This is a genomic window from Acidimicrobiales bacterium, from assembly GCA_036270875.1.
Taxonomy (GTDB): Bacteria; Actinomycetota; Acidimicrobiia; order Acidimicrobiales; family AC-9; genus AC-9.
Map to the genome: position 1 here is coordinate 37,983 of DATBBR010000007.1, position 19,803 is coordinate 57,785.

Below are 19,803 nucleotides of genomic sequence, written 5' to 3' on the forward strand. Positions count from 1 at the left end.
CCTCTATCGAGCGAGGACTTCCTGCAGGTGCTCACTGAACGGCTCGAGTGCCCAGGATCCCTCGTAGCGGGCGCCATTGACGAAGAACGACGGCGTCCCGTTTACACCGCTTCGAATTGCCCCTGACACGTCGTCCTGTACCCGCTGCCGCGTGCCGCCCAGTGCGAGGAGCGAGACCACCTCGTCCACATCGGCACCCGCCTGCTCGGCGTACGCCATCAGAGCCCGGTCGGTCAGATCGTCCTGGTGTCGATAGAGGAGGTCGTGCATCTCCCAGAACTTTCCCTGTATCCCGACCGCCTCGGCTGCCTCGGCCGCCCGTTCGGCATGGGGGTGCACCTCGGCAAGTGGCAGGTTGCGAAACACGAATCGCAGAGCGCCGGTGAACCGACGCTGCAGCTCCTTGATGATGGGGAACGCTTGCCCGCAGTAGGAGCACTCGTAGTCTCCGTACTCGACAAGGGTGATCGCCGCCCCCTCGGGACCCCGCACGTGATCGCGCGGCCCGACTGGCACCGCTAGGTCTCCGTTACCTGAACTCATGCCCATTCCTCGCGTGGCCCGTCCGCTCCTCGGTCGACTCTAATCCGCCAACCCACCACGACAGCCGATCGAGGACGACGATACTGATCGGACTCATCGGCCTCATCGGAGGGCCGGTCCTTCACACAGCCCTCGCCGCTGCCCGGCCGGCGGCACGGCCGGTGAAGAGGCAGCCGCCGAGAAACGTTCCTTCGAGGGCGTTGTAGCCGTGGATTCCTCCACCGCCGAAGCCAGCGACCTCCCCGGCGGCATAGAGGCCGGGGATGGGCTGGCGCTCGGTGTCGAGGGCCCGGGAGTCGAGGTCGGTCTGGATGCCGCCGAGGGTCTTGCGGGTGAGGATGTGCAGCCTGACGCCGATGAGGGGGCCAGCGTCGGGGTCGAGGATCCGGTGAGGGGCGGCGACGCGGCCGAGCCGGTCCCCGAGATAGCGGCGGGAGTTGCGGATGCCTTGCACCTGGGCGTCCTTGGAGAACGGGTTGGCCATCTGCAGGTCGCGGGCCTGGATCTGCGCCCGGAGTGCCGCCGCGTCGAGCAGCGGCCGGTCCGTGAGGCGGTTCATGCCCCCGACGAGCTCCTCGAGGGTGTTGGCCACCACGAAGTCGGCGCCGTGACGCTTGAATGCCTCGACCGGGCCGGGGGCGCCCCTGCCAAGAAGCCGTTCGCGCGCGAATCCGGCCCGGTTCTTGCTGGTGATGTCGGGATTCTGCTCGGAGCCGGAGAGGGCGAACTCCTTGTCGATGATCTTCTGTGTGAGCACGAACCACGAGTGGTCGTATCCGGCCAGATCCGAGGCGGTGCGCAGGTGGCGAAGAGTGGAGATGGTGTCGTAGCCCGGCAGGCACGGGACGGGCAGGCGCCGGCCGAGGGCGTCGAACCACATGGACGACGGCCCGGGCAGGATGCGGATTCCGTGCGACGGCCAGATTGGGTCCCAGTTCCGAACGCCCTCGGTGTAGTGCCACATCCTGTCACGGTTCACGAGGCACGCCCCGGCATCCGCTGCGATGTCGAGCATGCGCCCGTCGACGTAGGCCGGGACTCCGGTGATCATGCGCGCCGGGGGCTGTCCGAGCCTTTCGGGCCAGTACCGGCGGACCATCTCGTGGTTTCCGCCGATCCCTCCGCTGGTGACGATCACGGCTTGGGCGGCGAGCTGGAACTCGTCGATCCTGTCGCGGTTGGAGGGGGCCCCACGGGGGCTGTCGTCGGGAGCGAGGACGACGCCGCGTACGCCGGTGGCGGCGCCAGCGCTGATGATCAGCTCGTCGACCTGGTGGCGATGGTAGAAGCGGACCAGCCCGCTCGCCGCGGCTGCCTGGGCAGACCGAACGAAGGGTTCGACGACGCCGGTGCCGGTGCCCCAGGCGATGTGGAAGCGAGGCACGGAGTTGCCGTGCCCGTCAGCGCGCAGGTCGCCCCGTTCGGCCCAGCCGACCGTCGGCAGGAGCTTGATGCCGAAGCTGAGCAGCCACGAGCGCTTCTCCCGAGCAGCAAACTCGACATAGGCTCGGGCCCAGCGGACCGCCCATGCGTCCTGGTCGTCGAGACGGTCAAACCGGGCGCTACCCTGCCAGTCGCTCCAGGCCAGCTCGCACGAGTCGTGCACTCCGAGGCGGCGCTGCTCGGGCGTGCCGACCATGAACAACCCGCCGAAAGACCAGAACGCCTGCCCGCCCAGGTTGGCGGCGTTCTCCTGGTCGACCAGAGCGACCTTCTTGCCTGCTGTGGTGAGCTCGTGGGTGGCGACCAGGCCGGCCAGTCCGGCCCCGATGACGATGACGTCTGCGTCCATGGCGAACACGCTCCTTGCTTGCTGCGGCTCCGGGTTGCCGTCGCCACCTGGTGCTCGTTGTGGGGCACGGCGATAGAGTCGCGGCGCCGAAGAACTCAGCCCCGGCCTCGCCGGCGAGCAAATCACCGACGAGGTTCGAAGAGTAACCGGCCTCCGGCGTGCTCTTCTCGCGACATCTATCGTTCGGGTACGAATCGAGGAGTGGCGCAGGGGACACTGGAGCCGAAGGAAGGAGCAACTTCGTGGCGTTGGGTGCCGTTCTCTCATGATCCATCGACGCTGCAGTTGGGTGGGAAGTGATGCGTTGATGATTACGTACCATGACACCGAATGGGGCGTACCCATACATGACGACAGGAAGCTGTTCGAGTTCATGGTGCTTGACGCGATGCAAGCGGGCCTTAGTTGGCGAATCGTCCTCCAGAAGCGCAAGAACTTCGCAGAAGCCCTCGACGACTTCGATCCTCTAAAGGTCAGCAAGTACAAACAGCTCCATTTGGACCGGCTCCTCGCAACAGAAGGCATCATCCGCAACCGGCAAAAGCTGGCCGCCGCGATTACCAACGCGCAGGCTGTACTGGCCGTCCAGCAAGAGTTCGGCTCCCTTGACTCTTACCTGTGGGCTTTTGCCGATGGCAGCCCCATCGTTCACGCCTGGACTGAGGGCAGCCAGATCCCGGCCAAGACTCCGGAGGCTGAAGCCATGAGCAGCGATTTGAAGAAGCGGGGCTTCAAATTCGTCGGGCCCACGATCTGTTACGCGTTCATGCAGGCCGCCGGCCTGGTGAACGACCATCTCACCAGCTGCTTTCGCTATGAGGAACTGGCCAGTTGAATGACACGCAGATCAACTCGAGATGCTCGCCGTCCCTATCTTCCACGACACCAAGGAGTAGATGACCGTGAACTCTCTTGGGCGCACCGGGCTCGACGTCTTCCCAATCTGCCTAGGCGGCAACGTGTTCGGCTGGACGGCCGATGAGCCGCGATCCCACGCCATCCTCGACGCCTACACCAGCGCTGGCGGCAACTTCATCGACACCGCCAATTCCTACCTTCTCGAGCACGGCCGCTCGGAGACGATTATCGGGCAGTGGATAGCCGACCGCGGCAACCGCGACCAGATAGTTCTGGCCACGAAGGTGGGCGGCGGTCGCGGAGCGGTCCGCAACCTACGAGCAGCGACGATCGAGAGTGAGGCGAACGCCTCGCTCGAGCGCCTGCAGACTGACCACATCGACCTCTATTACGCCCACTTCGACGATCCGGAAACGCCGCTAGAGGAGTCGATTCGCGCCTTCGACGCACTCGTCCGGCGCGGCGCCGCCCTTCACATCGGGGCATCCAATTATGCGCCGGGTCGGCTCACCGCCGCCCTCGCGCTCCAGCGCAAGCACGGGCTGGCGGAGTTCACGGTCCTGCAGCCTCATTACAACCTGGTCGAACGCGACTTCGAGGGCACGCTGCTGCCCGTCGCTGACACCTGGGACCTCGCCGTGGTTCCCTACTTCGGGCTGGCGAAGGGCTTCTTGACCGGCAAGTACCGGCCGGGCGGCGGGGCCGTCCAGTCGGAGCGGGCCGAGGCCGCCCGCGCCTACCTCGACAAAGGGGGCGTAGCTGTGCTCGAGGCACTCGACGAGGTCGCCGCCGCCCACGAGACCACAGTGGCGGCCGTGGCGCTCGCCTGGCTACTCGCCCAGCCGCGGGTCGTCGCCCCGATCGCCAGCGCACGGACCACGGAGCAGCTCGAGCAGATCCTGCCGGCCGCCACGCTCAAGCTGACTGCAGCAGAGGTGGACCGGCTGTCGGCAACCACACGACCAGGCTGAACGACTCCCCCAAGTCGCGTTGGGCATCACTGGGCGGTCCAACGTTCCTCAGCGTAGAGTAGTACGCCGTGCGGGTGTCAGACGCAATGCCCGATCAGGAGCGCGCCGTCATGTCCCGGCGCCAGCTGCTGAACCTGGGCCTGGCCGCTGGAGGCGCGGCCCTGCTCGGAGCGTGCACGGGGTCGACAGTGCGAAAGGCCGCGTCAGTCAATCCTGCGGGCTCGGATCTCGGAGCCGTCGAGCACGTGGTGTTCCTTATGCAGGAGAACCGCTCCTTCGACCACTACTTCGGTACCTATCGGGGCGTGCGCGGCTTCAACGACCATCGGGGCTCAGACCTGGGTCCGTTTGCCCAATCGTGGCCCGCCAACACCTCGAAGCCTCCCGCCGGCCGTCTCCTGCCGTTCCATCTCGACACCGCCACGACCAACGCCGAGTGCACCTTCGATCTGACCCACAACTGGGGCCCCCAGCACCAATGCTGGAATGGGGGTCGGATGGACCGCTTCGTCGAGGTCCACACCGACCCGTCCAACGAAGGGCCGGCCAACGGGGTCCTCACGATGGGCTACTACACACGTCGCGACCTCGCCTTCTATTACGCGCTGGCTGACGCCTTCACCATCTGCGACGGCTATCACTGCTCGGTGCTGGGCCCGACCGACCCCAACCGGCTCTACGCTCTGTCCGGCACGCTGGATCCCGGCGGCCGAGGCGGAGGACCAGTCCTCTTCACCAATCCAGCTGCCAAATTCAGCGTGTCGTGGACAACGATGCCCGAAAGGCTCCAGGCCAAAGGCATCTCATGGAAGGTCTACAACCCCGCCGGCGACCAGTACCAGCCCTCAAGCCCCATCGCCAAGGCCGTCTCTGACAACATCCTCCTCTACTTCAGGCAGTACTCCGATCCGAGCTCTCCTCTGTACCAGAACGCTTTCGTACCCTCGTTCGCCTCTGACTTCGCCGCCGACGTCGCCAACGACAAGCTCCCTCAAGTCTCCTGGATCATCTCCCCCACCATCCCCGATGGTCAGGACGAGCATCCGCCCGCACCCCCGGAGCGCGGTGAGGTCTATACCAATCGGGTTCTCAGCGCGCTCGTGTCCAATCCCAAAGTTTGGGCCAAGACGGTGTTGTTCGTCTCCTATGACGAGAATGACGGGTTCTTCGACCACGTGGCGCCACCCACCCCACCGCCGGGAACCCCCGGCGAGTACCTGACGGTAAATCCACTGCCCGATCAGGCCAAAGGGGTCGCCGGTCCCATTGGTCTTGGCTTCCGGGTACCCCTCCTCGTCATCTCTCCCTTCAGCCGCGGTGGCTATGTTTCCTCGGACACGTTCGACCACACTTCACAGCTCCGCTTCCTCGAGCGCCGCTTCGGCGTGGAGGTGCCGAACCTCTCCACCTGGCGTCGAAGCGTGACTGGCGATCTGACCACCACCCTGCGGTTGGGCTCGCCGGACACGTCCGTTCCCACGCTCCCCCAGCCCTCGGAAAACAGCGCTGCGGTGGTCCAGCAGTGCCAGTCGGCCCAGCTGAACGAGATCAACGTCCCCGTACCTCCATACCCGCTCCCACCGACACAGCGCATACCCGTGCAGGAGTCGGGCCAAGTCCGCCGGTCCCGTGCCTGACCAGGCGATCGAGCTCCCCCGGCCGCCACCCCACGTACGACGGTGCTCGGCACGTTGCAGTCAGTCGACCACAGCCTGGTAGACGAGCTGGCGCAGCTGGGGCCGGATCGGGTGGGTGCTGGAGGGCAACAGCTGAGTAAGGAACAGCGCAGTGATCTGCTCGGCCGGATCCACCCAGAAGGCGGTGCTGGCGGCCCCTCCCCACGCGTACTCTCCCGGGCTCGAGAGCACCCTGTTGGCCTGGGGATCGAGCACTACGGAGAAGCCGAGGCCGAAACCGATGCCGTCGAAGCTGGTCTCGGCAAACAGCGGACGCCCGAAGGCCTCCAGGTCGGAGTTCCCTGGCAGGTGGTTGCGGGTCATGAAGCGGACGGTGCGGGTTCCAAGCAGACGGACCCCGTCGAGCTGTCCTTCATGGAGAAGCATCTGGGTGAAGCGGTGATAGTCAGCGGCCGTCGAGACGAGGCCTCCGCCGCCCGACAGGAAGCGGGGCTCCTTGAGGGCGATCGCCCCCATGGCGTCGTTGCGCACGGCCGAGCGATTGCCCGGCTCGGGTACATAGAGCGCCGCCAACCGAGGTGCGTCCTCGGGTCGCACCGCGAACCGGGTCTCGGTCATGCCGAGCGGCCCCAGGATGCGATCGGCGAGGAACTCATCGAGGGACTGCCCGGAGACCACCTCGATCACGCGGCCCAGCACATCGGTTGCCACCGAGTAGTTCCACTCCCGCCCCGGCTGGAACAGCAGGGGGAGCTGCGCCCACCGGTCACAGCAGGCGGCCAGGCTCAGGCCTTCGGGGCTGCCCCACTCGAATCCAGCAGCCCTGTACATGGCATCGACAGGATGGGCGTGGTGGAAGCCATAGGTCAGCCCGGCGGTGTGCGTGAGCAGGTGCCAGATCCGCACAGGCTCGACAGCCGGCTCGAGGACCGGGCTGAGCGCCGAGCCGGAGCGGTACACGCGGACATCATCGAAGGCGGGGATGAACGAGCGGACCGGCGTCTTCAGCTCGAAGGCGCCTTCTTCGTAGAGCATGAGTGCAGCCACCGAGGTGATCGGCTTGGTCATGGAGAAGATCCGGAACAGGGTGTCCCGCTCGACGGGCGCCCCCGCCTCTCGGTCGCGCTGTCCGTAGGTGGTGAGGTGAACGATCCGGCCCGCCCTGCTGACCAGGATCAGCCACCCCGGCAGCCGTCCGTCGTCGACATATCTGGCGAAGTGCCGATCGATGCGGGCGAGGCGCTCGGCGTCGAGCCCCACCTCCTTCGCTTCGGCCTCAACGCTGAGCTGTGCCACCGTCGCCTCCTCGGTCAATTCCTTCAAGCTGGCGTCCGTTCAACGAACGGCACCGCCCTCGTTCAATACCTCGCTGAGGTTGGAGAAGAAGAGCCCTGCTGTGTCGTCCCATGTCGGCAGCGACTCTCCTCGCCGACGGGCGCTGGCCGCAAGTCGCAGACGGTAGGCGTCATCGAAGGCCAGTCTCCGCATCGCTGATGCCAGACCCTCCACGTCGCCGGGCGGCACTAGCGCGCCTTGTCGGCCATCCTCCGCGAGGTTGACGAGATTTCCAGCCCGCCATCCAACGACGGGGAGGCCTGCCGCCATGGCTTCGCCGTAGACCGTCCCGTACGGCTCCTTCCAACTGGGGAGGACGAACACGTCCGCGCCAGCGTAGAACGCCGCCACTCTCTCCTTGGTCACCGGGCCGTGAGCTACCACCCTGCCGCTCAGGTCGGCCGCGCTCAACCGAGCCATGATGCGCGCCGCGTAGGAGCGATCTTTGTACTGATCCCCGACCAGGTGCAGGATGCCGGCCTCAGGCGGCAACCGGGCATAGGCGTTCAGGAGGGACAGGATCCCCTTGCGCGCGACCCAGTTCGCCACGCACAGGAAAGCAACGCGCCCCTTGGCGCGAAGGTCGGGGGTCGCGCCTTCAGGGGCGGCAGCGACATCTCGCCCCGGCGGTACAACCCTGAGGCGATGCCGCGGAACCCCGCTTGATTCGAGCTCATCGGCCAAGGCCTGGCTGGCCGTGAGCAGGCGCCGTGCGCTTCGGTAGGTCGAGCGGTCGAGAGCCGCCCGGACACGGGTCGCCAACGGGCTGTGGTCGATCCCTCCGGGTGGCTGATGGAGGATCGCCACCATGGGCAAACCGAGCCGGTGGGTGGCGAGCCACGGGGCGAGCAAGCTGGCCACGATGCTGTCGACGACGATGAGGTCGGCACCGCGGCTCCGCGCCCGAGCCATGACCTCGCCGGCCCGCCGAGCGGCCGCCAAGACCAACCCGTCGGAGAACGATACGAACCGGATCTCCCCTCCGTATCTCGGTGCGACATCGGCCAGGCGGCGGTGGTAAAGGTAACCGCCGGTCACTTGGTCCGGCGAGCCAAGGGTCACAAGGGAGACGGCGACCATGCGGGTTGTGCAGGTGAGCCCCACTGTCTTCGGTCGGGGAGGGCTGTTCGGCGGAGGTGAACGCTACCCTTTGGAGCTGGCGCGTGCCCTCTCGAAGCACGTGGACTGCGAGCTGGTGACGTTCGGCGCCCCCGCTGGGGTGACCGACGATGAGGGACAGGTTCGGATCCGGGTGCTCAGGCCCTGGGGTCATCTCCGTGGACATCCGGCGCACCCCGTCTCGCCAGCGCTGTGGAGTGCGCTGGCCCATGCCGACCTGGTTCATGCGCATCACCTGCGCAGCGCGCCGAGCCGGCTGTCGGCCGTCGCTGGGACGTTGCGGCGCCAGCGCCTGGTGTCGACTGACCACGGGGTCAGCGGCGGGGATCTCCTCGGCCTGTTGCCGCACCTGTTCGACCGTTTTTTCACCGTTTCCCGATACTCCGCTGTGATCCAGGGCGCCCCGCCCTCGCGCACACGGGTCATCTACGGCGGAGCTGATGTCGACCGGTTCGCACCTGATCCAGGGGCTGATCGCAAGGGTGTCCTGTTTGTCGGCCGCCTGACACCCCACAAGGGCGTCGACCGGCTGATCGAGGCCGTCCCGGCTGCGACTCCTCTCATCGTGGCCGGCACCGGCGGCCATGATCGTCATCCGCCAGAGCGTGATTACGGCCGACTCCTGCGATGCCTCGCCGAGGGACGGAACGTGCAGTTCGCTGATGGGGTGTCAGACGAGGAGCTTGCCATCCTCTACCGCCATGCCGCAGTTGTCGCTCTGCCATCGGTCGAGACGACCTGCTACGGACGCCGGGTTCCCATCTCGGAGCTGCTGGGGTTGGGTCTATTGGAGGCGATGGCCAGCGGCACGCCCGTGGTGGCCAGTCGAGTCGGGGGCGTCCCGGAGATCGTCGAACACGGTCAGACGGGATATCTCGTCGATCCTGGGGACATGGCTGGCCTGCGAGACCACGTGTCGGCGCTGCTGGGCAATCCGAGTCTGGCCCGCCGCCTGGGTGACAACGCCCGTGACCATGTTGTTGAGCGGTTCACCTGGGATGCCGTCGCCCGCCGCTGCCTCGCCGGCTACGACGAGCTGGTGTAGTCGAGTCAGCCGACTGGGGCCCGGTAGCCGCCGAAAGCCACCGGGGACTCCCAGACCCGCACAGTCAGCATCTCTCCGCCGGCTGACCGGACGGCTGCAGCCATGGCGTCGTGCGCCCAACGGGCGAAGATCTCCACCGTCACGGCCTCAGCGTCGACAGGCCGGATCGTTTCCAGATCCCGGCCCCGCACGCTTTCGACGATCTCGCTCAGGGCGCCATCGAGTAGGTCAAGGTCGCACACCATGCCCTCCTCGCCGAGGGTGGTCCGCTCAACCAGGAGCTCGATTCGGTAGTCGTGGGCGTGGAGCCGGCCCTCCGGGCCCTCCACCCCCGGCATCACGTGGAGGGCACGTACCTCCATTGCCGTCCCGACCTGGTACGCCACCTCATCCATGACGCAGGGCCACGTGGAGGAGCTCCTCGTCCTGGCGGTCGATGGCGTCGAAGGCCGCTTGGGCTTGGCCCAGCGGAAACTCGTGGGTTGCTAGTCGTCCCACAGGCAGCTCCTTCAGCAGGTCACGGGCCAGCGCCCTTCGACGGCCGACCGTCCACCGAGAACCCAGACGGGCAGGAATAGTGGAGACCTGCGTGCTGCGCAAGGAGAGGCGGCGGCGGTGGAATGCGCCCCCCAATGGAAGGCTGACGTCCTTGGTCCCGTACCAGGACGCCACCAGGGCAGAGCCCTCGTGCGCCAACAGCGCGAGCCCCCCGGCCAGCGCCGCCGGCTGCCCGCTGAGCTCGATCAACAGCGGAACGCCGCGTCCGCCCGTGCACTCATTCACCTCGTCGGCGAGCTGATCGGGTCCCACGGCCCGGATGCCGAAGGATGCTGCGGCTCGTCGTCGCCATGCCTTCGGCTCCGCTGCGATGACCGACGCGCCCGACCGCTGTAGCAGGCTAGCGGTGAGGATACCAACCACACCGAGTCCGACCACGACGACATGCTCGCACAGCGCCTCACCAGCATCCAGGCAGATCTGAAGCGCTGTCTCTACGAGGGGAAACAGGGTGGCCACCCTGGCATCATCATCGCCTTCCAAGACGATGACCTCGTCCTCTCTCAGGACAAACCGGTCTTGATGCGGGTGGAGCGCCACGACCAGCGTCCCCTCAGCCAATCGGCCCCACGATCGCTCAACCCGGCCGGCACAGCTGTAGCCGTAACGGAAGGGATAACGAAAGGTGCCAGCAAGCGAGCCGATCGTCTCGTCAAGGGGTAGCTCCGGGTCGAGCTGACCACGAAAAGCCAGGAGCTCGGTGCCAGCACTGATACCCGAGTACTCCGTCCGCACGATGACCTGGCCCTCATCAAGATCTGCGCTCAACGGCACTTCGCGCACCTCAACCGTCTTTGGGGCGACGAAATACAGGGCCTGCGCCATCACCGATTCACCCGTCGATCCGTGCCCTTGCGAGCTAACCTGCCTGCTCATGGCCGCAAACCCTATTCGGTCCGAGCCAGCGAGGAGCGGCAGGGCAGTTCCTCTCGAAAGCCAACCATTGCAGGTGGCCAGGGTCGCCATGCCAACGACCTATGGCATTTTCGACGCGCGGGCGTTCGAGTGCCCCTCCGGGTCCGTCTACCTCGCCCTGGTCAAGGGCGACGTCGCCGGCATGTCGTCGGTGGTGACGAGACTGCATTCGGAGTGCCTGACCGGGGACAGCCTCGGATCGCTGCGGTGTGAGTGCGGCGTCCAGCTTCGGCTGGCGATGCGGACTATTGGCGCGTCCGACCGCGGGCTGCTCTTGTACGCCACGGGCCACGAAGGCCGCGGTGTCGGCCTGATCAACAAGCTTCGCGCCTACGTGGAGCAGGACGACGGTGCAGATACGATCGATGCGAACGTTCGTCTCGGTCTCGCCGTCGATGGTCGTGACTATGCCGATGGTGCCTCGGTCATCAAGGCGCTCGACGTGCGTTCGATCCGGCTTCTCACGAACAACCCTGCCAAGGTGAACGGGCTCCGGGACGCGGGCATCGAGGTTGCCGATGTCGTACCTTTGGCGACGGCCGCCCACGCCCGCAATCTCTCCTATCTACGGGCAAAGGAGAATCGCCTGGGACATCGTCGCCCTACGGGCACAGCTACCGATGTAGGCGTTCGCCATGAGGCAATCGACACCAGTGATCTCCTCGGTCAGGTATCGCCGCCCCTCGACCGACCCTATGTTGTGCTCAAGTATGCCCAGACCATCGATGGACGGATCGCAACCCGAACCGGTGACTCCAAATGGATCAGCGGCGACTCAGAGAGGCAGATCTCCCATGCCCTCCGCGCCGCCTGTGACGCAGTACTCGTCGGGGTAGGCACCGTCATCCAGGACGATCCTCAGTTGACCGTTCGCATGGTTCCCGGCGCCTCCCCACACCGTGTCGTCCTCGACTCCGCGCTGCGCATCCCATTGACGGCAAAGATTCTGGGGGCGGATGCACCAACGACGATTCTGTCCACCAACCGATCCAGCCACGAGCGCCGATCGACGCTGAAGGCCCGCGACGTGAAGATTCATATCGTCGACCCAAGCCCCGATGGAGTCGAGCTCGGGGCGGGCTTGGCCGCGCTCCGCGGCGAAGGAGTGGAATCCCTCCTCGTCGAGGGCGGTGCGAAGGTGATCACCTCGATGTTGGCGGCTGGAGTGGTCGATCGCCTGATCGTGGGGGTCGCACCAACGATCATAGGACAGGGCACCGACTCCGTCGGCTCCTTGGCGGTCAACCGCGTCACTGACGGCATCCGCTTGAACGACCGGCGCCTGCATGCCTTGCCCGACGATGTCCTGCTCTCATGGTCAGTGGAGCGACCAGGCGATCGCCCCTGACGTGTCCCTCCTTGACTCCTTGTCCCTGGCCGAACGCCGAGCAGCGGACTACGGGCGGTTCCTCACGCATCCGTGGAGGAGGCTGCGCCTCTTGATGCATCGCCTCACCGGGCCGGTCGAAGTCACCTGCACCGTCTTCACGGGCCAGCGGATGCGGGTCGTGCTACCCGAGATCGTTGGTGCCGACATCTATGAACACACCTATGTCGAGCCCACGTTGACGCGCGTGCTGCTGGAGGCTCTGCGCCCTGGCATGGTCTTCGTGGACGTGGGGGCCCACTATGGCTATCACTCCCTTCTCGCCAGCGAAGCTGTCGGGCAACAGGGGCTCGTCCTGTCGTTCGAGCCCGCTCGGCACACATTCGAGGTGCTACTGAGGAATGTCGGGCAGCTCGACAATGTAAGAGCTCACCAACTGGCCGTGCACTCAGCGAGGGGCACGATGGATCTCCAGGACTTTGGTATTGGTAACTCTGCTCTCAACACGCTAATGAGCAACGCCAGGGTGCCGCAGGCCGAGCGTCGGCGACTGCGAGGCAAGACGTACCCCGTCCGTTGTGTGACTCTCGATGAGTTCCTGCGCCCGGCGGGCTTGATCCCGGACGTCGTGAAGCTGGACGCCGAGGGGTCCGAACTGCCGATTCTGCGAGGGATGAGCACGATCCTCGCGGAGGGGAGCCCGATGGTCACGATCGAGACTGGCGACTATGAGGGGATGGCCTCGCCGAGCACGGCCGACTGCATCGACTACCTGAGCACCCTTGGCTATCGCTGCCTGGAATATGCGAGCGGGTTGCGGCAACACCGTCGCCGATCCAGATATGGCTACGACAACCTCTACTTTGTAAGGGCTACGTAGCACCGCCTACCGTCGCACCTCGACCTTGCCCTCGCGACGCCTAACCTGAAGAGCAGGCTGGGGGTGCGAGGTTGGACCGCTCAGGGCGGCGCCATCAGAGAGGCGATAGCGACTTGCGTGCCAGGGGCAGATGGCGCAGCCCTCCTCGATCTTGCCCTCGTGGAGCGGGCCGCCTTGGTGGGCGCAACGATCCAGCAGCGCGTAGAGCGAATCACCTTGGCGAACAAGCATGACCTCCACGCCGGCCACCTCGACCAGCACGGGGTCCGACTCCTTGATGCTGGCGTCGTCCGCCACCGCCGTCCACTCGTTTGGTGCCTCCAGAAACGCTGTGTGATCGACGCCGACGCCTCTTCGGTAGGAGAGGTGGCCGCCGAGGAACCCACCGAAGCTGACAGTGCTGAGACCGGCCAAGCCCAACGCCTTACCGAGAAACCGACGGCCACCCTTGCGCGCGAGCCAAGATGTCCCGAACAGTGCGGTAGCAAGGAGATTGCTGGCTCCGTGGACGACGCCGACTCGCCGGGCGGAGCCGTGCAGCGTCGTCCAGTCATTGATTCCGGTCGCCGCGGTGGGAAGGGCCGCCCAGACTCCGAGAGCTATCAGCCGGTCAGCCGCCCGGCGGCTCCGCTTGCCTCCGACGAAATCGAGGGCCACGGCACTGGCCCAGGCTCCGATCACGACATCAGTGAGTGGCGGATGGAGGGGGTGGCCCAAGGCGGTGCCGCTCAACGTCTCGTTGAGGGGCGATCCGGGCGCCAGAACGCCTTTCACCGCGCCGTACACGGGCCCGGCGACCTGATCGAGGGACTCCACCTCTTCTACACGAAGCGGGAGCTCACGCAGGGGCTGCAGACCATCTCGCAGGCTCTGGGGCATGACACCTCCAATGGGACCTCGCCGTAGGAACGCCAAGAATACGCAAGCTTCGACGGGGGGGATCGGATAACCCCAGCTGCCTGCCGGAGGGGACCGACCGGGATGTCGGCCCCCTCCGTACCGGCAGAGGCTGATGGCGCTGCGCTTAGGGAACCGTCGGGGCCTGGCCCGCGTTCTCCTGAGCTTCCCGCTGAGGACTCTCTGTCGCCTCGTGAGACGCGTTCTCATTCGAATGGAACGCACCGCTCGGCGCCGCGGTTGGCGAGCCGCCGCCGGAGGACGAAGGCGATGGAGTGCTGGTCGAGCTGCCGGTCGCGGCCCCCGCCGAGCCCCCGTTGAAGAGGGCTGCGCCGATGGCGCCACCCGTGAGGGTCGTGCCAACCATCGCCGCGGCGATGCCGGCCTTTCGGACGCGGTTCATCCTGTGTCTCCCTTCTGACACGGCCAGCTCCGGCCGGCCGTGTGGTCCAGGGCCCGACGTCTTCGGACCTCGGGATAGCGTCACGTCGGGGCCTCGGGCCGGGCCTGGCGCAACGTCAGAGCCACCTGTGAATACGCGGCGGGCTTGTGGGCCCGAGCGTTCGTGCACACCATGGGCCGATGGTCGGTGAACGAGTCGCTCAGTCCAAGCGCCCGCTCCGGCCGGTCCAGACGTCTTGACTAGTCCCCCCAATCGGGGTAAGGTTGGATTCACCCGCATGGGGGACGGTCGTCAGCCCTTTCCGCACTCCGGACTCTCGTTTCGCCCTTTGTGCCCGAGGTTAGGGGCGACATCATGGGCAAGAACTTCGAGATTGGTGTCTCGTCGGGCGCGCTCGACGTTGAGACTCCCCTAGCGCCAGATCCCATCAGTGCGCGAACCGCAAGGCAGTTCGTTGGCGACACCTTGCAGCAGTGGGGATGTGGGGGTGCGACCGAGGTGGCCTTGCTCCTCACCACCGAGCTGGTGACGAACGCGGTCATTCACGCCCGAACCGATTTGGCGGTGAGGATTGCAGCCAACGAGCGTTGCCTCAGAGTGGCCGTGTCGGACGCTAGTCATGACCCGCCTCGGCTTGGACCTGGCTTCCCCGGCCTCGAGGAGCGGGGGCGAGGGCTGCCGCTGGTCGACGCGCTATCGAGCTCATGGGGCGTCGACTGGAGCCTAGATGGTAAGGCAGTGTGGTTCGAGCTGGCGCAGGAACACGCCCCCCTGTTGGTGGCGGCGCCGTAACCCCACCGCGCGGCCCGGCTGTATCCAGGAACAGACTGCAATCGCCTCGGAATTCTCGGTGTACTCAGCGGGTTGCCCTAGTGGAAGAAAAGAACTGGGTCGCGGGCCTGTGGTATGCCGGCGGTCAGGTCGACACCGTCCGCGGTTCGGATGAACACCCTACGCAACGCGCGTCGGAGAAGGGACGGTCGCAATGTTGGGCTTCAAGGTGATTCGGCAGTACGAACGCGGGATCGTCTTCCGTTGGGGCCGGGTGCTCCCGGGCGTGCGTGAACCCGGCCTCACTTGGGTCAACCCTTTCACCGACCGGCTCACGAAGGTCAACATGCAGACGATCGTCACGGGCGTGCCTGGCCAGGAGGCAATCACTCGGGACAACGTCACACTCCGGGTCGACGCGGTCGTCTACTTCCGGATCATTGACGCGGTCAAGGCGATCGTCAATGTGCAGAACTACATGCAGGCGATCTCGCAGGTCGCCCAGACCTCGCTCAGATCAGTGATCGGTCGCAGCGACATGGACCAGCTGCTCTCCGAGCGCGAGCGTGTCAACGCCGAGCTGAAGGAAGTCATCGACGAGCCCACCGAAGGACCCTGGGGAATCCGAATAGAGCGCGTCGAAGTCAAGGACGTGTCCCTACCGGAGTCGATGAAACGTTCGATGTCCCGTCAGGCCGAGGCCGAGCGTGAGCGGCGAGCGCGGGTCATCGCCGCCGATGGTGAGTTCCAGGCCTCCAAGAAGCTCTCTCAGGCAGCTGAAGCGATGGCCGCCACGCCATCGGCCTTGCAACTGCGGTTGCTGCAGACCGTCGTCGACGTCGCCGCTGAGAAGAACAGCACCCTGGTCATGCCATTCCCGGTCGAGTTGCTTCGCTTCTTCGATCGCATGCCCGGATTGTCGAGCCAGGCCGAGAGCGCCGAGGCGTCCGCCGGCGCCGCGAACGGCCATGGCAGCGTACCGCTCGGGTCAGAGGAGGCTCCGGCCGCATAGCCGGGAATCGAGGGGTTGGGGATTGCTACCGGCCTTTACCAATGGTCTCGGTGGACAACGTCTGCCAGGGGCCGCCGTCGGGTCCACCCCTGTCGTTCAAGGTCAGGAGCCCGCTCGAGGTGGGTAACCGGACCCAGGCAGAGCCAGGCGACCGGGCGGACTGGCTCTGGGATACGCAACAGCCGGATCACAAAGTCCTCTCGGTAGAAGGACACCCAACCAACCCCGAGACCCTCGGCGACAGCCGCGAGCCAGAGGTTCTCGATGGCGAGGCAGGTCGAGTACAAGCCGGCGTCGTCGATGGCGTGGCGGCCGAGCACACCAGGCTGGCCGCGCCCTTGGTCGTAGGTGACCACGGCCGACAGAGTTGACTCCAAGACACCGTCCACTTTGATGTTCTTGAACAGCGCGGCACGCTCAGGTTCCAGTGTGGCCTCGAACTCGGCCCGCTCGGCCTGCACGTGTTCGAAGAACGCCTTGCGGACGTCGAGGGACTCGACAAGGACGAAGTCCCATGGCTGGCTGAGCCCGACGCTAGGTGCGGCATGGGAGGCCTCAAGGACCCGTTCGAGGACTGGAGGCGAGATGGGCCGCCCAGTGAACTGGCCCCGCACGTCCCGCCGTCGGTGGATCGTCTCGTAGAGACCCGCGTCGCGATCCCGGGTCTCTTCTCGACCGGCTCTGCTCACTTGACCCTGTGGATCGAGGGGCGCGGAGCTCATGACAGTGATCCTATGCCAAGGCTCTGTGAGCATCAGGCCCAGCTCGTCCTCCCTGGGAGCGCCCTTGGTGGGCACCAGGAACGACCGCTGAGCTTTCCCGCCCCCTCGACCAGAAGCCATACTCAGCAGGCTCCGGTTCGCCAAGAACCGGCCTCCCCGCTGGCCAGAATCGAGTGAGGCAGATGGCAGAGGCTCTTGATCCTGAAGGAGTGCTCCGCACGATCGCGAGATTTCCTCCGGTCGCGCGAATCTTGCTGGCGACGGTAGGCACGCTCCAGGGCACGCTATCCGCCTATTTCGCGACCCCAGTGCTCGTGCGCGTCGTCGACCAGCAGCGAGGCGGTGATGGTCGCTACCAACGTCAAGCCGACCTCTACCGCACGGACACGGGTCAGGTTGTGTGCCGAGCGTCGGCGATGCTGGAGGTGGAGCGGCCCGACCTCCGGGAGCTCATCGAAGCGGGGACCGACGGCCTAGGCCAGATTCTCGCCCTCCTGGACGTTGCCACCACCTTCGAGCTGGAAGACGTGGGAAACGACGGGCTCCTGTGGCGACGCTACCGCCTGTGGGGCGAAGGGTTCTCGTTTCTCATCACCGAGCAGTTCGCCACCGAGGCCTTCTCGCTCCTCTCGCAGTAGCCGGCCCCAGGGCCCGCGGGTCAAGAGAACCCACCTGCCAGCCTATGCTGACGGCACTGGAGAGAGGAGGAACCACGTCGGCAACTTCTGAGCAAGGTGGCACGAACGTCGTCGAACCCGCCGCCTTCGACGTGGCAGTCCAGCAGGTCGTCGCAGATCGCTCTGACGTGATGCTGGATGCCGCCCACGCGTCGCGGCGTGAACGCTCGCGACACCAGCGTTCGCAGCGCCGTGTGCCCGGGTGGATCGAGGAAGATCATCATTCCCGTGGCCGCGAGATCCTGGCCCATTCGCTCCAGCACGGTGCCGCGGGCCGAGCTGAACGTCACGCCGTCCTTCTGGGCGCCCTCGATATCGTGAAATCGGCTCAGCGCCCAGAAGTCGTACTCCTCGTTGTGGTAGACGGGTGCTCCGTCACGTAGTCGCTTCCACGCCGGGTACGGATCCTCGTCGAGATCAGCGTCGTGATCCTCATGTGGGGTCTCCGACATCGAGGTTGGCCTCCGCCGCACGCTCCCGGATAGCCGACGCGACGCCGCGCAGGAGCAGCTCCCGAACGGACTCATCGCCGCGCTGCGGTACGACGCGGGCTGCCATGACGTTGGCGCTCAGGTAGCCGCGGATGGCCAAGAACGCGTAGCGCACCAAGGTCTCGTCGGTAGCCGCCGCACCCAGCGCCTCGGTGAACAGCGGTCGCCACACGTGCGTGAGCTGCCGCCCGTGGAGGACGATAGCGCGCGCGGTGGACTGACTCGCCACCGGCGACTCGACCAGGTCGAGCATGATCTGCATGAGGATCAGGTGTTCGGGGTCGCCGTAGAACGTCTCGAGCGACGCCATGACGCACCCGAGACGTTCCTCGAGGGTCTTGCCGGACACCTCGGCGGTCTCGATTCGGTCCGTCAGACGCTGCCAGCGATCCTCCAAGACCGCCAGCAGCAGCGCCTGCCGCGTCCCGAACTGGTGCTGGATGGCCCCCCACGTCACACCGGCGTGCCGTGCGATGGCGTTCGAGCTGGCCTCGTAGTAGCCGTTCTCGAGGATGCACTCGATGACCGCGTCCAGCATGCGTGCTCTGGTGGCAACGCCATCCGATCGAAGCCGTCGACCCTCGACTTGGCCGTGCGAGGTCGGTGCCGTCATCCGAGGGCGTAGATGCGATCGGCGTTGCCGCTGCAGATCAGGTCGCGTTCGTCGTCGGGGACGTCGGCAAACTGGCGGGCCACGACGGCCTGCGAGTTCGGCCAAGTTGTCGCCGGGTGTGGGAAGTCGGTGGACCACAAGATGTTCTCGACCCCGATCAGGTGGCGTAGCTGGAGCCCCACCTCGTCATCCATGAACGTGAGCGACATGTTCCGCCGGAAGTAGTCGGACGGCTTCAGCCGCACTCCGGGAAGGTCGTAGACCTCGGCCTTGCGGTCGAGGCTCGCCAGGAAGCCAGGCACCCAGTACAGGCTCGGCTCCACGAAGACGATCTTCAGGCCGGGAAACCGCTCGAGGGTGCCCGTGAGAATCCACCAGGCGATCACCTCCGACAACGCCAGCGCCGGCATCGAGGTGAAGATCGCGGCCTGCGGCGTGGGATCGCGGCGCATGATGTCGTAGAGCCAGTGCCGGTTCCCCAGGTGGTGGCTGATCGAGATCCCGGTCTCCTGCAGGACGCCCCACAGGGGGTCGTACACCGTCTCGTGGTAGTCGGGCAGGCCGATCTCGCTCGGGAAGTTCGGCAGATGCACCGACCGGGCGCCGAGCTCAGCCAGACGCTCGACCTCGGCGACCGCGTACGGGATGTCGATTATCGGCACCTGGTACGACACGGCGAGGCGATCGGGACCGTGGGAGGCGAACTCGGTGAGGTGATCGCTGAACGCTCGGCTGATTGGCTTCCAGTCGCCCTGGACGAGGCCGAATGCCCGGAACGCGCTCACCTCGGAGTACAGGACCTCGGCCTGCACGCCGTCGCGATCCATGGCTGCGAGCCGCGCTATCGGGTCGCGGTAGCCCGGGTCGCGGAAAGCCTCCATGTCCCAATCGTCAAGCGACAGCCGTCGGCCCCCTCGGAGATCCTCGTCGATCTCCGCCTGCGCCGCGATGGCGTCGTCGAATGCCTCGTGTAGCGAAGTCGGCACCCGCTCCCGGATGGCGTCGAGGCTGACTGCCACGTGCGAGTCGGCTGAGATCAGCTTTGTCATCGCCCCTCCCGAGGTCTTGCGCCGACGAAACAATAGTATCTACTATTGTTGTCCGTGAGGCAAGCCCCGGTCGTGACGGACGACTCGGCCGTCTTCTGGGACGCGGCTGACGAGCATCGACTGGTGGCGCAGCAGTGCGGCGGCTGCGGGGCGCTCCACCATCCGCCTCGCCCGCTGTGCCCTGACTG

Annotated in this window: 21 protein-coding genes; 9 read left to right on the forward strand and 12 right to left on the reverse strand. The window is 66.1% G+C overall.

Annotated features, from left to right (window positions below; genetic code table 11):
* Positions 1-3 precede the first annotated feature (3 nt).
* The gene (locus tag VH112_00675; GenBank protein HEX4538732.1) at positions 4-516 is read right to left on the reverse strand and encodes a DsbA family protein; all 513 of its coding nucleotides are present in this window, start codon (positions 514-516) and stop codon (positions 4-6) included.
* 148 nt (positions 517-664) lie between these two features.
* Positions 665-2,335, reverse strand: a complete 1,671-nt coding sequence (locus VH112_00680) for an FAD-binding dehydrogenase (GenBank protein HEX4538733.1) — start codon at positions 2,333-2,335, stop codon at positions 665-667.
* Between the two features lie 265 nt (positions 2,336-2,600).
* Between VH112_00680 and VH112_00685 the strand changes: the two genes are divergently transcribed.
* From VH112_00685 to VH112_00695, 3 genes are all read left to right on the forward strand, one after another.
* On the forward strand, positions 2,601-3,170 hold the full coding sequence (locus VH112_00685; GenBank protein ID HEX4538734.1) for a DNA-3-methyladenine glycosylase I: 570 nt from the start codon (positions 2,601-2,603) through the stop codon (positions 3,168-3,170).
* 67 nt (positions 3,171-3,237) lie between these two features.
* Positions 3,238-4,164, forward strand: coding sequence for an aldo/keto reductase (locus VH112_00690; protein HEX4538735.1), 927 nt, complete (start codon positions 3,238-3,240; stop codon positions 4,162-4,164).
* A 68-nt stretch (positions 4,165-4,232) separates the two neighbouring features.
* Positions 4,233-5,801, forward strand: a complete 1,569-nt coding sequence (locus tag VH112_00695; protein ID HEX4538736.1) for an alkaline phosphatase family protein — start codon at positions 4,233-4,235, stop codon at positions 5,799-5,801.
* 60 nt (positions 5,802-5,861) lie between these two features.
* On the opposite strand, the gene VH112_00700 is transcribed toward VH112_00695, so the two are convergent.
* Both VH112_00700 and VH112_00705 read right to left on the reverse strand, forming a co-directional pair.
* The gene (locus tag VH112_00700; protein HEX4538737.1) at positions 5,862-7,097 is read right to left on the reverse strand and encodes a serine hydrolase domain-containing protein; all 1,236 of its coding nucleotides are present in this window, start codon (positions 7,095-7,097) and stop codon (positions 5,862-5,864) included.
* Between the two features lie 39 nt (positions 7,098-7,136).
* Positions 7,137-8,174: a glycosyltransferase family 4 protein gene (locus VH112_00705; GenBank protein HEX4538738.1), complete on the reverse strand. Its 1,038-nt coding sequence runs from the start codon at positions 8,172-8,174 to the stop codon at positions 7,137-7,139.
* Between the two features lie 40 nt (positions 8,175-8,214).
* Here VH112_00705 and VH112_00710 point away from each other — a divergent pair, with 40 nt between their 5' ends.
* Complete coding sequence (locus VH112_00710) at positions 8,215-9,300, forward strand: glycosyltransferase family 4 protein (GenBank protein ID HEX4538739.1); 1,086 nt, start codon at positions 8,215-8,217, stop codon at positions 9,298-9,300.
* A gap of 5 nt (positions 9,301-9,305) precedes the next feature.
* On the opposite strand, the gene VH112_00715 is transcribed toward VH112_00710, so the two are convergent.
* A complete protein-coding gene (locus VH112_00715; GenBank protein HEX4538740.1) occupies positions 9,306-9,695 on the reverse strand; it encodes a 6-carboxytetrahydropterin synthase in 390 nt (129 codons plus the stop codon).
* Positions 9,688-10,632, reverse strand: a complete 945-nt coding sequence (locus VH112_00720) for a zinc-binding alcohol dehydrogenase (GenBank protein ID HEX4538741.1) — start codon at positions 10,630-10,632, stop codon at positions 9,688-9,690. Before VH112_00720 ends, VH112_00715 begins: the two co-directional genes overlap by 8 nt.
* On the opposite strand from VH112_00720, the gene ribA reads away from it, so the two are divergent.
* Together ribA and VH112_00730 are read left to right on the forward strand one after the other, a co-directional pair.
* Entirely contained in the window at positions 10,595-12,121 is a 1,527-nt protein-coding gene (gene ribA, locus VH112_00725) for a GTP cyclohydrolase II RibA (protein ID HEX4538742.1), read from the forward strand. The genes VH112_00720 and ribA overlap by 38 nt on opposite strands.
* A gap of 94 nt (positions 12,122-12,215) precedes the next feature.
* Positions 12,216-12,980 carry an FkbM family methyltransferase gene (locus VH112_00730; GenBank protein HEX4538743.1) on the forward strand — a complete coding sequence of 255 codons (765 nt, stop codon included), beginning with the start codon at positions 12,216-12,218 and terminating at the stop codon, positions 12,978-12,980.
* A gap of 6 nt (positions 12,981-12,986) precedes the next feature.
* On the opposite strand, the gene VH112_00735 is transcribed toward VH112_00730, so the two are convergent.
* Complete coding sequence (locus VH112_00735) at positions 12,987-13,859, reverse strand: Rieske 2Fe-2S domain-containing protein (GenBank protein HEX4538744.1); 873 nt, start codon at positions 13,857-13,859, stop codon at positions 12,987-12,989.
* 145 nt (positions 13,860-14,004) lie between these two features.
* Positions 14,005-14,280 carry a hypothetical protein gene (locus VH112_00740; GenBank protein HEX4538745.1) on the reverse strand — a complete coding sequence of 92 codons (276 nt, stop codon included), beginning with the start codon at positions 14,278-14,280 and terminating at the stop codon, positions 14,005-14,007.
* Between the two features lie 354 nt (positions 14,281-14,634).
* On the opposite strand from VH112_00740, the gene VH112_00745 reads away from it, so the two are divergent.
* The gene (locus VH112_00745; protein HEX4538746.1) at positions 14,635-15,072 is read left to right on the forward strand and encodes an ATP-binding protein; all 438 of its coding nucleotides are present in this window, start codon (positions 14,635-14,637) and stop codon (positions 15,070-15,072) included.
* A gap of 193 nt (positions 15,073-15,265) precedes the next feature.
* Entirely contained in the window at positions 15,266-16,063 is a 798-nt protein-coding gene (locus VH112_00750) for a slipin family protein (GenBank protein HEX4538747.1), read from the forward strand.
* A 35-nt stretch (positions 16,064-16,098) separates the two neighbouring features.
* On the opposite strand, the gene bluB is transcribed toward VH112_00750, so the two are convergent.
* Positions 16,099-16,785, reverse strand: a complete 687-nt coding sequence (gene bluB, locus VH112_00755; GenBank protein HEX4538748.1) for a 5,6-dimethylbenzimidazole synthase — start codon at positions 16,783-16,785, stop codon at positions 16,099-16,101.
* Positions 16,786-17,036: 251 nt separating this feature from the next.
* Between bluB and VH112_00760 the strand changes: the two genes are divergently transcribed.
* The gene (locus VH112_00760; protein ID HEX4538749.1) at positions 17,037-17,423 is read left to right on the forward strand and encodes a hypothetical protein; all 387 of its coding nucleotides are present in this window, start codon (positions 17,037-17,039) and stop codon (positions 17,421-17,423) included.
* A gap of 20 nt (positions 17,424-17,443) precedes the next feature.
* On the opposite strand, the gene VH112_00765 is transcribed toward VH112_00760, so the two are convergent.
* From VH112_00765 to VH112_00775, 3 genes are all read right to left on the reverse strand, one after another.
* Positions 17,444-17,914, reverse strand: coding sequence for a hypothetical protein (locus VH112_00765; GenBank protein HEX4538750.1), 471 nt, complete (start codon positions 17,912-17,914; stop codon positions 17,444-17,446).
* On the reverse strand, positions 17,895-18,491 hold the full coding sequence (locus VH112_00770) for a TetR/AcrR family transcriptional regulator (GenBank protein ID HEX4538751.1): 597 nt from the start codon (positions 18,489-18,491) through the stop codon (positions 17,895-17,897). Before VH112_00770 ends, VH112_00765 begins: the two co-directional genes overlap by 20 nt.
* A 71-nt stretch (positions 18,492-18,562) precedes the next feature.
* Positions 18,563-19,615 carry an amidohydrolase family protein gene (locus VH112_00775; protein ID HEX4538752.1) on the reverse strand — a complete coding sequence of 351 codons (1,053 nt, stop codon included), beginning with the start codon at positions 19,613-19,615 and terminating at the stop codon, positions 18,563-18,565.
* Between the last annotated feature and the right edge of the window lie 188 nt (positions 19,616-19,803).